The sequence below is a fragment of the Streptomyces sp. NPDC048197 genome, assembly GCF_043202395.1.
Lineage (GTDB): Bacteria > Actinomycetota > Actinomycetes > Streptomycetales > Streptomycetaceae > Streptomyces > Streptomyces siderophoricus.
On sequence record NZ_JBIDAJ010000028.1, the window covers coordinates 61,781 to 74,239 of the forward strand.

At 72.2% G+C, this 12,459-nt stretch carries 7 protein-coding genes and 1 pseudogene; 3 read left to right on the plus strand and 5 right to left on the minus strand.

Annotation, left to right across the window (positions count from 1 at the left end; genetic code table 11):
• Positions 1-143: 143 nt before the first annotated feature.
• Positions 144-770, minus strand: coding sequence for an NUDIX hydrolase (locus tag ACGF4C_RS29280; protein WP_030416500.1), 627 nt, complete (start codon positions 768-770; stop codon positions 144-146).
• Positions 771-869: 99 nt separating this feature from the next.
• Entirely contained in the window at positions 870-2,525 is a 1,656-nt protein-coding gene (locus ACGF4C_RS29285) for a CTP synthase (RefSeq protein ID WP_362148902.1), read from the minus strand.
• Between the two features lie 476 nt (positions 2,526-3,001).
• Between ACGF4C_RS29285 and ACGF4C_RS29290 the strand changes: the two genes are divergently transcribed.
• Complete coding sequence (locus ACGF4C_RS29290) at positions 3,002-4,813, plus strand: glycoside hydrolase family 15 protein (protein ID WP_393570109.1); 1,812 nt, start codon at positions 3,002-3,004, stop codon at positions 4,811-4,813.
• A gap of 98 nt (positions 4,814-4,911) precedes the next feature.
• On the opposite strand, the gene ACGF4C_RS29295 is transcribed toward ACGF4C_RS29290, so the two are convergent.
• Both ACGF4C_RS29295 and ACGF4C_RS29300 read right to left on the minus strand, forming a co-directional pair.
• The gene (locus ACGF4C_RS29295) at positions 4,912-6,099 is read right to left on the minus strand and encodes a beta-1,3-glucanase family protein (RefSeq protein WP_393570062.1); all 1,188 of its coding nucleotides are present in this window, start codon (positions 6,097-6,099) and stop codon (positions 4,912-4,914) included.
• Positions 6,096-7,238: a glycoside hydrolase family 16 protein gene (locus ACGF4C_RS29300; protein ID WP_393570064.1), complete on the minus strand. Its 1,143-nt coding sequence runs from the start codon at positions 7,236-7,238 to the stop codon at positions 6,096-6,098. The genes ACGF4C_RS29295 and ACGF4C_RS29300 overlap by 4 nt, the downstream gene beginning before the upstream one ends.
• Positions 7,239-7,394: 156 nt before the next feature.
• Between ACGF4C_RS29300 and ACGF4C_RS29305 the strand changes: the two are divergent.
• Positions 7,395-8,381 (plus strand): annotated as a pseudogene (locus ACGF4C_RS29305) (LacI family DNA-binding transcriptional regulator); the annotation flags it as partial.
• Positions 8,382-9,368: 987 nt separating this feature from the next.
• Entirely contained in the window at positions 9,369-11,003 is a 1,635-nt protein-coding gene (locus ACGF4C_RS29310) for a PucR family transcriptional regulator (protein ID WP_393570066.1), read from the plus strand.
• 235 nt (positions 11,004-11,238) lie between these two features.
• Here the strand turns inward: ACGF4C_RS29310 and ACGF4C_RS29315 are convergent, their stop codons facing one another.
• Positions 11,239-12,402, minus strand: coding sequence for a glycosyltransferase family 4 protein (locus ACGF4C_RS29315; protein ID WP_393570068.1), 1,164 nt, complete (start codon positions 12,400-12,402; stop codon positions 11,239-11,241).
• Between the last annotated feature and the right edge of the window lie 57 nt (positions 12,403-12,459).

The following is a 12,459-nucleotide window of genomic DNA, read 5'->3' on the forward strand; positions in this document are numbered from 1 at the left end:
CCTGCGCGTACGAACCCGCCGCAGGCGCGGGCGGGAACCCTTACGAGCGTAGTTCACGGGGCGTCACGTGCCGTGCGGAGCAGGGCGGTTGGGTCACCCGACCGGATCGGGGCCGGCCGCCCGCGGACCGCGGCAGGGGGCGGTCAGGCCTCGAACGGGCGGGCCGGCCAGGGCGCATCGGCCGGCCGCAGCGCGTCCAGGCCCGTGCCGCGCTGCGCCGCGGTGAGGGCCAGCACGCCCACGACCAGGCAGTTGTTGTGCAGCTCACCGGCGAGCACGCCGCGCACCAGCTCCTCCTGCGGTACCCGCGCCAGCTCCATGTCGGCCTCCTCCTCGGCGACCTCGAAGCGCTCGCCCTCGGCCTCGGACAGGTCCCGGGCGAGGAAGATCCGCACGGCCTCGTCGCAGCCGCCGGGCGTGGTGTAGACGTCGGTCAGCACCCGCCAGTCCTCGGCCTTGACGTGCGCCTCCTCGTACAGCTCGCGCTGGGCGGCGCGCAGCGGGTTCTCCCCGGGGACGTCGAGCAGCCCGGCGGGGATCTCCCACAGCTTCATGCGCACGGGGTGGCGGTACTGCTTCAGCACCAGCACCCGGCCCTCGTCGTCGAGGGCGAGGACGGCCACCGAGCCGGGGTGCACCTGGTAGTCGCGGGTGACCTTGGCGCCGTCCGGCATCACGACCTCGTCGGTGCGGACGCTGGTCTTGTTCCCGGTGAACGGCGTGGTGGAGGCGGTGACCGTCCACTCCTCCGGGGTGTCCTTGATCGCCATGGCGCGTCCTCCTGTGTGAGCCCTCTAACAACGCGGAAACCGGGGCACGACCTCGCCGAAGAGGCCGTGCCCCGGCAACCGTAACCGGCCCGGTGGGTGCTACTTCGCGGCGCCCGTCTTGCGCGCGACCGCGGCCTTCACCAGCCCGGCGAAGAGCGGGTGCGGGCGGGTCGGGCGGGAGCGGAGCTCCGGGTGCGCCTGGGTGGCGACGAGGTAGGGGTGGGTCTCGCGCGGGTACTCGACGTACTCGACGAGCTTGTTGTCCGGGGAGGTGCCGGAGAACTGCAGCCCGGCCTTCTTCTCCAGCTCACCGCGGTAGGCGTTGTTGACCTCGTAGCGGTGGCGGTGGCGCTCCTCGACGTACCCCTGGTCGCCGTAGACCTCGCGGACGATGGAGCCCTCGGCGAGCTTGGCCGGGTACATGCCCAGCCGCATCGTACCGCCCATGTCGCCCTCACCTGCGACGATGTCCAGCTGCTCGGCCATGGTGGAGATGACCGGGTGGGCGGTCGCCGGGTCGAACTCGGTGGAGTTGGCGCCCTCGATACCGGCGAGGTTGCGGGCCGCCTCGATGACCACGCACTGCAGGCCCAGGCACAGGCCGAGCAGCGGCAGCTTGTTCTCGCGGGCGTAGGTGATCGCGCCGACCTTGCCGTCCACACCGCGGTCGCCGAAGCCGCCGGGGATGCAGATCGCGTCGCAGTCGGAGAGCTGCGCCGCGGCACCGGCCGGGGTCCTGCAGTCGTCCGAGGTGACCCACTTGATCTTGACGCGGGCCTTGTTGGCGAAGCCGCCGGCCCGCAGCGCCTCGGTGACCGAGAGGTAGGCGTCCGGCAGGTCGATGTACTTGCCGACCAGTGCGACCTTGACCTCGTGGTCGGGGTTGTGGACGCGCTCCAGCAGATCGGCCCACTGGGTCCAGTCCACGTCGCGGAACGGCAGGTCGAGCTTGCGCACGACGTAGGCGTCCAGGCCCTCGGCGTGCAGCACCTTGGGGATGTCGTAGATCGACGGGGCGTCGATCGCGGCGACCACCGCGGCCTCGTCGACGTCGCACATCAGCGAGATCTTGCGCTTGATGGCGGTGGGCACCTCGCGGTCGGCGCGCAGCACGATCGCGTCGGGCTGGATACCGATGTTGCGCAGCGCCGCGACCGAGTGCTGGGTCGGCTTGGTCTTGAGCTCACCGGACGGGCCGATGTACGGCAGCAGCGAGATGTGCACGACGAAGACGTTGTCCCGGCCGACCTCGTGGCGGACCTGGCGGACGGTCTCCAGGAACGGCAGCGACTCGATGTCGCCGACGGTGCCGCCGACCTCGGTGATCACGACGTCGACGTCCTCGGTCGCCATCCGCCGGATGCGGTGCTTGATCTCGTTGGTGATGTGCGGGATGACCTGCACGGTGTCGCCGAGGTACTCACCTCGGCGCTCCTTGGCGATCACGGTGTTGTAGACCTGGCCGGTGGTCACGTTCGCCGAACCGTCGAGGTCGACGTCGAGGAACCGCTCGTAGTGGCCGATGTCCAGGTCGGTCTCGGCGCCGTCGTTGGTGACGAAGACCTCGCCGTGCTGGAACGGGTTCATCGTTCCGGGGTCGACGTTCAGGTACGGGTCGAGCTTCTGCATCGTGACCCGCAGGCCGCGCGCCTTGAGGAGAGCACCCAGGCTGGAGGCCGTGAGCCCCTTGCCGAGCGAGGAGGCGACGCCCCCGGTGACGAAGAGGTGCTTGGTCGTCGTGGATTTGGCTGGCATGGCCAAGAGGGAGCTCCCGTGGTCGCGAGGTGGAGAGGTGCGAAGCGGCGCCGTCCCGCGTCTGTGAGGGGTGCCGTCGCTGCGGTCGGGGGTGCCGTGACATGTTGCCGGGGCCCACCGGTCCACGGGGTACCAGGCTATCAGCGCCCGGGCATGGTCGCGCCCGGCCACGCACCGGAACCTCGTGCGACCCCTCCCCGTCACGATGCGTGACGGGGAGGGGTTGACGCTGTCACGTGACGGAGGCCACCCGTTCGGAGCACTTCACTCGTCGCGAGCGTCGCGCGGATCACCCGCCTGCGTCGTATCCTGCTCGGACACTCGCAACGAGCCGTCCGGGAAGGCACTCCCTCCCCCAGCTACCGCTGGATGGGACCCCCAGCCCGATTTCCGGTCCAGCTGCTCGGCGACGTTTCATGGGCAGGACGGACAGATCACAACGTCCCATGGGGGGCGTGACTCCAGTTCGACGGGAGATGCACGTGGCCGGGCGCATCGAGGACTACGCACTTATCGGCGATATGCAGACCGCCGCTCTAGTGTGCAGGGACGGCACGGTCGACTGGCTGTGCCTGCCCCGCTTCGACTCGCCGGCGGTCTTCGCAGGGCTGCTGGGCACGGAGGAGAACGGCTACTGGCGGATGGGGCCGGTGACCGGTTCCGAGGACGGGCCGCAGCCCGCCGACCGCCGCCGCTACCGGGGCGATTCACTCGTGCTGGAATCCGAGTGGGACACCCCGCGCGGTACCGTCCGGGTGATCGACTTCATGCCTCCGCGGGACGGCGCGCCGCAGGTGATCCGCATCGTGGAGGGCGTCAGCGGCCGCGTCCCGATGCGTTCGGAGCTGCGGATGCGGTTCGCGTACGGCTGGGTCGTGCCGTGGGTGCACAAGATCGACGAGCGGACCGTGGCGGTCGCCGGCCCGGACTCCGTATGGCTGGACACCGAGGTCGAGACGTACGGGAAGGACCTGACGACCTTCTCCAACTTCACCGTCTCGCCGGGCGAGCGGATCGCGTTCACGATCAGCTGGCAGCCCTCGCACCACCAGCCGCCGGCCGTGGCGGACCCGGAGGGGTCGCTGGAGGCCACCGAGGAGTTCTGGCGCGAGTGGGTCGAGCACTGCACGTACCACGGCCCGTACCGCGACGCCGTGGTCCGCTCGCTGATCACGCTGAAGGCGCTGACGTACGCGCCGACCGGCGGGATCGTCGCCGCGCCGACCACCTCCCTGCCCGAGTGCATCGGCGGCGTCCGCAACTGGGACTACCGCTTCACCTGGCTCCGGGACGCCGCGATCACCCTGTCCTCGCTGCTGCGCACCGGCTACCGCGAAGAGGCCCGGGCCTGGCGGGAGTGGCTGCTGCGGGCGGTGGCCGGCGACCCGGACAACCTGCAGATCATGTACGGCATCGCCGGTGAGCGCGAGCTCGGCGAGAACGAGCTCAACTGGCTTCCCGGGTACGAGAATTCACGTCCGGTGCGGGTCGGCAACGGCGCCGCGGGCCAGCTGCAGCTCGACGTGTACGGCGAGGTCACCGAGGCCCTGCACCTGGCGCACATGACCGGCCTGGCCCGCAACGACTACGCCTCGCTGCTGCAGATCAAGCTGATCCAGTGGGTGGAGAAGCACTGGGACGAGCCGGACGAGGGCATCTGGGAGGTCCGCGGTCCGCGCCGGCACTTCGTCCACTCCAAGGTGATGACCTGGGTCGCGGTGGACCGCACGGTCAAGCTGATCGAGTCCGGGGACGTCGACGGCCCGCTGGAGCGCTGGAAGGACCTGCGCGAGACGATCCACCGGGACGTCTGCGAGAAGGGTTACGACAAGGAGCGCAACACCTTCACCCAGTCCTACGGTTCGCAGGAGCTGGACGCCTCGCTCCTGCTGATCCCGCAGGTCGGGTTCCTGCCGCCGGACGACAAGCGGGTCATCGGCACGATCGAGGCGATCCAGCGGGAGCTGACCACCGAGGACGGCTTCGTGCTGCGGTACCCGACGGCCGGCCAGGGCGAGCTGGGCGTGGACGGTCTGGAGGGCGAGGAGGGTGCCTTCCTGGCCTGCTCGTTCTGGCTCGCGGACGACCTGGCGATGATCGGCCGGGTCGACGAGGCCCGCCAGCTCTTCGAGAAGCTGCTCTCGCTCCGCAACGACCTCGGGCTGCTCGCGGAGGAGTGGGACCCCAAGGGCAAACGCCAGGTGGGCAACTTCCCGCAGGCGTTCAGCCACGTTCCGCTGATCGACACCGCCCTGCGCCTGACGGCGAGCGGGGCGTACGGCGGCTGAGCCCGCCGATGGTGTACACCGCGGCCGTCCCCGGGAGTGTTCCGGGGGCGGCCGCGGCGCGTGGGCGTGTGGGGCGCAAGACCGGGCGGTCCGGTGCGTCAGAAGGGGGTCAGGGTGAGGGTGATCTCCTTCGGGGCGCTGTCCTCGATGTACGAGGCGAAGCCGGCGACGTCGTCGAAGGCGAAGCCGTAGGCCCGGCCGTCCTGGGTGGCGGCGTGCATGGCCTTGGCGTAGTGGTTGGTCAGCCGCTGCCGGTAGAAGGCGGCGGGGTCGGTGGTGGGCTGGTGGGCCTGCGAGACCAGGGTGGAGCGGTTGAGGGCCGCGCCCAGGACGGCGGCCACCGGGCCGAGGGTGCCGTCGTTGGGGGCGGCCAGGGTGCCGTCGCAGAAGAGGACGTCGCGGGTGGACGGCTTGTCGAAGGAGACCGTGCCCGGCCCCTGGAAGACGAGCTTGCCTCCGCCGACCCGGCCGGTGAAGCTGCCGGCGTTGGTGGTGACGGTCAGGTCCTTGCTCGCGTAGGCGGACCAGGCCTCGTCGATGGCGGGGGCGAGGTAGTCCTTGGCGAACAGTCCGCTGTCGAGGCCGTGCCCGGGGGCGATCACCCGCTTGTCGCCGATGACCAGCCGGTCGAATCCCTCGGCGGCCTTGACGTCGGCGAAGATCCGGTCGCGGGCGCCGTCCTTGAGCGTGCCGGTGGTCTGCTCCTTGGCGCCGGAGAGCTTGATGGCGAGCGGCACGCTGAACATGTCGACCATGGTGGTGTTGCAGTACAGCCCGCTTGAGTTGTGGGTGAACTCGGCGCAGTCGTGGAGGACGTCGTAGTTGGGGTCACCGGAGACCCAGCCCGCCGGATAGGCGAGCGCGGGTTTGCCGTTGCCGTCCTTGACTGCCTTGAACTTGAGCTTGCTGCCCAGCGCGACGTAGATCCGGCCGGACATCTGGGGCAGTTGGACGGTGGTGGTCCCGCTCGCGGCGAGCGGGATGGCGTAATCGGTGTACCCGTCCGGCCCGTTGTCCCCGAGCGCCACGGGCTTGAGCACTCCGTCCGGCCCGACCCACACCTGCTGCGCCCCGTCATTCCCGACGATGTACACCCACACCGAGGAATTCCGGTACGCCCCGGAGTTGTTGAGGATACGCAGGGGGACCGCCCCCGCCGCCCGTTTTTGCCCCGCGGTCGTACGAGCCTCCAGAGGGGACCCGAGGGCGCGGCCGGCCAGGGTGAGGCCCGAGGCCGTGGCGGCGCCGGCGGCGAGGCCGCCGAGCAGGGTACGTCGAGTGATCACGGGGTGGCTCCTTGGGGGGTGGCTCCTTGCGGGGCGGAGGGGTGCCGGTCGGTGCCAGCGGGCGGGGCGGGCTTGCGGGCCGTACGGGGGGCGGAGGCTGCTGCGGACTGCTGTACGGAGACCGCGATGTGGTCCACGAGGAGTGAGCCGCCGGGGCGGGTGGCGTCGGTGGGGGTCGCCCGGCCCGCGACGCCGTCCGGGAACGCCCCGCCCATCGCGAGGTTCAGCAGCAGGAAATGGCCGTGGTGGGTGGCCTTGGCCCAGGTGTCGGCGTCCATTTCGGCCGACGTCACGGTGTGGAACTTCTGCCCGTCGACATACCAGTTCAGCGACTCCGCGGCGCCGTTGGTGCGGTCCAACTCCAGTGCGTACGTGTGGAAGCCGGCCTGGCAGGCGCTGCCGGGACACTCGCGGGAACTGCCCCTGCCCTGCGTCTCGTTGCACGGCCCGCCGGGGTTGACGCCGCAGTGCAGTGTGCCCCAGACCTTGTTGATGCCGTTGACGTTCTCCATGAGGTCGAACTCGCCGATGCCGGGCCAGTTCTGGTAGTTGCCTCGGTAGTCGGCGCCCAGCGTCCAGAAGGCGGGCCAGTAGCCGAGCGCGGCGTCACCGGTGACGTCAGGCATCCGGATGCTCGCCTCGATGCGGAGCTTGCCGCCGGCCGGTGCGGCGAAGTCGGTGCGCCGGGTCTCGATGCGGGCCGAGGTCCAGGTGGCGCCGTCCTTGAGTGCGGTGATTTTGAGGTGGCCGGCGCCGTCGAGCTGGAGGTTTTCGGGTTTGTCCGTGTACGTCTCGCGTTCGCCGGTGCCCCAGTTGCCGGGGCCGCCGGGGTAGCCGGTACCGGTGTCGATGATCCAGTCGTCGCCGCTCGGGCGTGATCCGGCAGCGCCGTTGAAGTCCGTACGCCACACTTCCTGGAAGGCGGTCGCGGCGTTCGCGGTACGGGCGGTGGTCGCCGTGCGGCCGGCGTTCGAGGTGAGCGTGGTGCTCGTCGTGCGGCCGGTGTTCGTCGCGTGCGCGGTGCCGGTCGTGGGTGCCGCTTCCCCGGCGGAGGCGCTGGGGAGGGCGACGGCGAGGGAGCAGGTGCTGACGAGTGCGGTGCTCATGATGAAGAGCACCGCTCTTTTCCTCATGCTCATGACATTCTCTCCTCGGAAACGGTGGGGGGTAGTGAGGAGTTCTGGGGGGTATCCGTGAGGACATCGCGCTTGAGAGCGCTCTCATGACGTCCTCAGTGCACCCTGCCGACTCGACGGCACACCGTCAAGTCACCTCGTCGAAAAAGGAGTTGGAACGTGCCTGAGCCGAACGGTGGGCGACCCACGCTGGAGGCGGTCGCGGCGCATGCCGGCGTCTCCCGTGCCACGGTGTCCCGCGTGGTCAACGGCGGTGCGGGCGTACGGGAAGCGGTCCAGGAACGGGTCCGCCGGGCGGTGCACGAGCTGGGTTACGTACCGAACAGTGCGGCCCGCACCCTGGTCACCCGCCGCACCGGAGCGGTCGCCGTGGTCATCGCGGAACCGGAGGCCCGAGTCTTCACCGATCCCTTCTTCGGCCGTCAACTACGGGGCATCAGCCGGGAACTGGCCGCCGCCGACACCCAGCTCCTGCTGATGTTCGTCGAGCACCGCGCCGACTACGACCGCATCGGCCGCTATCTGGCGGGTGGCCATGTCGACGGCGCGCTGATGTTCTCGCTGCACCGCGACGACCCGCTGCCGGCCATGGCCGAGCGCGCCGGGCTGCCCACCGTGTACGGCGGCCGGCCCGGCTGGGCGGGCGCCGACCGCGCGCCGCGACCGCTGTACGTCGACACGGACAACCGCGACGGCGCCCGTCAGGCCGTACGCCATCTCCTCGACCGCGGCCGCCGGCGGATCGCGGTGATCACCGGTCCGCTCGACCAGACGTCGGCGCTGGACCGGCTCGACGGCTATCGGGAGGCACTGGGCACGAGCGAGCCCGATCCGCGGTTGATCGCGGACGGCGGCTTCACGGCGGAGGGCGGCGAGCGTGCCATGGCCACGCTCCTGGACGCCGCGCCGGACCTGGACGCCGTCTTCGCGTGCTCCGACCTGATGGCGAACGGCGCCTTGCGGACCCTACGGGCGCGGGGGCGGCGGGTCCCGGACGATGTGGCGGTGGTCGGCTACGACGACCTGGAACCGGCCGCCTGGGCGGACCCACCGCTGACCACGGTGCGGCAGGACGTGGAGGAGATGGGCCGCCTGATGGCCCGGCTGCTGCTGCGGCTGCTGGACACGCGGCGGGCGGGGGGTGCGCGGGGGTCGGGCGCCGGGGCTGAGCTTGAGGGTGCCGGGGCTGAGCTTGGGGGCGGTGTGGATGTTGGAGGTAGGGCGGATGTAGCGGGCGGTGCGGACGTTGGGGGTGGTGCGGGTCGTGGGAGCAGTGCGGGTCTCGGTGGCGGAACGGACCGTGGGGGCGAGGCGGATCTCGGGTCCGGGACGGCTGGCGTGGCGGCTGCGCCGGGGCTGGCGCCGGTGATCACGGAGGCGCGGTTGGTGGTGCGTGAGTCGACGTGAGTCGACGTGAGTCGACGTGAGTCGACGTGAGTCGACGTGAGTCGACGTGAGTCGACGTGAGCGAGCCGTCCCGGTGTGAGGCGCGGGCCGGGCGAGCTTGGTGCCTGCCGCGGTCCGGGACAGGCGGTGGCCGGGACAGGCGGTGACCGGGGTGGGCGGTGGGCCGAACGGGCGGTGGCCGGGGCGGGCCGCAACTGGGACGAGCCGCGACTGGGACGTACGGCGACGGAAGCGGGGCCGCGACCGGGGGCGGGCCGCTCTCCAGCCGGAGCCCGGCTTCCCGGTGCGGCGGCGCGACACCGCTCTCGAACGGAGCCGCCGCTCTCGCACCAGAGCACCGCTCTCGGATGCGGCCGGAGCTCTCGGACGAGCCCGCCGCTCTCGAACCTGGCGTCCGCTCTCGGGCGGCCGCTGCTCTTGAACAAGAGCAGCGCTCTCGGGTGCGGCCGGTGCACTCGGGCGCGACCACCACTCTCGGGCCGAACCGCCGTCCTCGGACCCGACGCCCACTCTCAGACAGAATCCCCGCCCCCAGACCCGACCACCGCTCTCGTACGGAAGCACCGCTCCGCCCCCGGTCCGCGGCCCCCGCCACCCGCGTCGCCTGCGCCCCGTCCGTGGCCCCCGGCACCGGCCTCGCCGTGCGCCCGGCCAGCGGGCCCCGCCCCAGCCCGGCCCCCGGACGGGGAGGCTCCGGATAGCGGACTGCGGGTACCGTTCGTCGGCATGGGGCCGGAAGCAAAAATCGAAGCCGAGATCACGGTACGCAGGGCACTTGAGCTGCCCGCGCTGCGGCGCGGGCTGCCGGAGGTGCTGGCCGGCGGGGACCGGCTGGACCGCGCGGTGCGCTGGGTGCACGCGGGCGAGGTGCCGCACATCGCCTCGCTGCTCAAGGGCGGCGAGCTGCTGCTGACCACCGGTCTCGGACTGGGCACCCGGCCGTCCGAGCAGCGGGCGTTCATCCGTAAGCTCGCGGACCGCGAGATCGCTGCTCTCGTCGTGGAGCTGGGCTCTCGTTTCGAATCGCTGCCCCCGGCGCTGGTGGACGCCGCACGGGACTGCGGGCTGCCGTTGATCCAGCTGCACCGCGAGGTCCCGTACGTCACGGTCACCGAGGCCATCCATACGGAGATCATCAACAGCCACTACGCGCTGCTGCGCCGCGCCGACCAGATCCTGCGCCGGTGTACCGACGTCCTGCTGCGCGGCGGCGGTGCGCCCGAGGTGCTGCGGCTGCTGGCCGTCTTCACCGGCAACCCGCTCTGCCTGGAGGCCCCCGACGGCAGCCCGCTGTACGCCGCGGGCCCGGACGGCGGCGACGAGGACGGGTCCGCCGACGCCGATCCGCTGCTGGCCTGGGAGGGTCTGCGCGATTCGGGCGTCCGGATCGACGTTCCCGGTGGCGGGCACGGTCCCGACGCGGTCCGCGCCCGCCTGGTGCTGCTGCCCGTCAACGCCCCCGTGGCACCGGTGCACCGGATCGCCGCGGAACGCGCCGCCGATCTGCTCGCCGTCGTGATGCTCCAGTCCCGCCAGGAGGAAGTGCTGGCCGCCCGCGGCCGCGGTGACTTCCTCGCCGATCTGGCGGAGGGCCGGATCTCCGCGGCCGAGGCACCCGCACAGGCCCGGCTGCTCGGGTTCCGCCCCGGCTCGGAACCGGTCCTTCCGGTGGTCATGCGGCTACCGGCCGGCCTCCCCACCCCCAACAGCTGGGCGCTGCTCGCCCAGACACTGCGTGAGGAACTCGCCGCCCTCGGGGCGCCGGTGCTCCTCGGCGTTCGCCCCGTGGAGGGCCGGGTGCCGATGCTCGTGGCACTGCGCGCCGGCCAGCCGCGCGAGGCGCTCGCCGACCGCGTCGCCGAGGCGCTGCGCGCCGGGGTGGTCCGCGCGGGGCTGGACCGTCCGACGGCGCACCGCCCGGTGGTCGTCGTCGGGGCCGCAGACGACTGGGCGGCGGCCGGCCCCGGCCTGCGCCACGCCGCGGAGGCCGCGGCGGCCGCCCAGGGCCTGCCGGAACAGCCCTGGTACGACGCGCGCCGGCTGGACATCGAGCTGCTGCTGTGGCGGATGCGCGAACAGGGCGAACAGGGTGTGCTCAGCGATTTCGTGGAACGTGCCATCGGCCCGCTGCTCGCCCACGACCGGGGCGCCCGGCAGCCGTTGCTGCCCACACTGGAGGCGTATCTGGCCAGCGCGGGACGCAAGGCCGAGACGGCCCGCGATCTGAACGTCAACCGCCAGACCCTCTACGACCGGCTGGCCCGCATCGCCCAGCTGCTCGGCACCGACCTGGACGATCCACAGACCGTACTGGGCCTGCGCCTGGCCCTGCGCGCCAGACGCCACACCGACCGGCCGTAGCCCACCCAGGGGGCATCCGGCCTTCCCGGTGAGACCGGCGTTCCGTCGTACGTCTCGTCGCGTACGTCTCGTCGCGTACGTCTCGTCGCGTACGTCTCGTCGCGTATGTCTCCTCGCCTGCGTCTCCTCGCGTACGTCTCCTCGCCTGCGCCTCCTCGGCCCGGGGCCTTGCGGCCGCCGCCCGTGCCCGTCATACAGCCCCGTGCCCGTCACGCAGCCCGTACCCGTCACCCGGCTAGTGCGGGGACGGCAAGGGTTGCGTCAACTCGTCGTAGACGCTGAGGATTTGAGTCACGGTGTCGTTCTCGGTCGGCCAGCCTGCCGCCTGGATGCGGCCGGCCTCGGCGAGCGCGTCCCGGCGGGTGGGGTCCGCGAGCAGGGCGAGCACGCTGCGGGCGAGGGCGGCGGCGTCTCCGTAAGGGACCAGTTCCGCGGCGGGGCCGACCAGTTCGCGAGTGCCGCCGGTGTCGGTGGCGACCAGCGGCACCCCGGCGCGCAGCGCCTCCTGCGCGATCAGCGAGCGCGCCTCCCACCTGCTGGGGAGTACGACGAGGTCGGCGGCGGCGAGGAGTTCGGGTACGTCGTCGCGCCGGCCGAGCAGCTGGACGGGCAGCTCCTCCTGGTCGATCCGGCGCTGCAGCGCGGCCCGTTGGTCGCCCTCCCCCGCGATGACGACCAGCGGCTGTGGGTCGAGCGCGCACCAGGCGTGTGCGGCGTCCAGCAGCAGGTCGTGGCCCTGGCCGGGGTCGAGGCGGCCGACCGCGAGCAGCAACGGGCGGCCGGTCGCGCCCAGTTCGGCCCGCTCCTTGTGGCGCATCCGGTCGCGTTCCTCGGGCTCGGCCGGTGCCCCGCCGGAGCGGGGCCGCGGAATGGCGACCGGGGCGAGCCGGGCGTCGCGCGCACCCCGCTCGCGTGCCCGGTCCACGAGGTCGGAGCAGGCGCCCAGGACCACGGCGGCGGCCCGGGCCACCCGACGCTCCATCAGGTGCACCACGCCGGCCCGCGGGCCTTCGGTGTGCGGACTCGTGTGCCAGGTGATGACCAGCGGGACCCGCCGTCCTCCCCTGGGGCCGCGCAGTCCGCGCAGCGCCATCGAGGCGCGCAGCCCGGCCCGCAGGCCGTGCGCATGGACCAGATCGGCGTCCCAGCAGGCGCTGCGCAGCGTCGCCACGCTCACCGGGTCCATCCGCGGAGGAACGTGGACGAACCGCGCACCGGCGCCGGTGAAGTCGTACGCCTCCTCGGATTCCGGCGTGGCGCAGACGGTGACCCGGACGCCGCGCGCCACCAGTCCCTCGGCCAGCGAGCGGACATGGGCCGCGCTGCCGGCGCCGCCGTACCCCAGCACCTGGACCGTGCGCAGCGGTGACAGCCCGTGCGTCGAGGTCGGGGTACTCACGTGTGCGGGACTCCTGGGTCGAGGCGGAACGGGCCGTACCGGTAGGTCGGTCCGCTG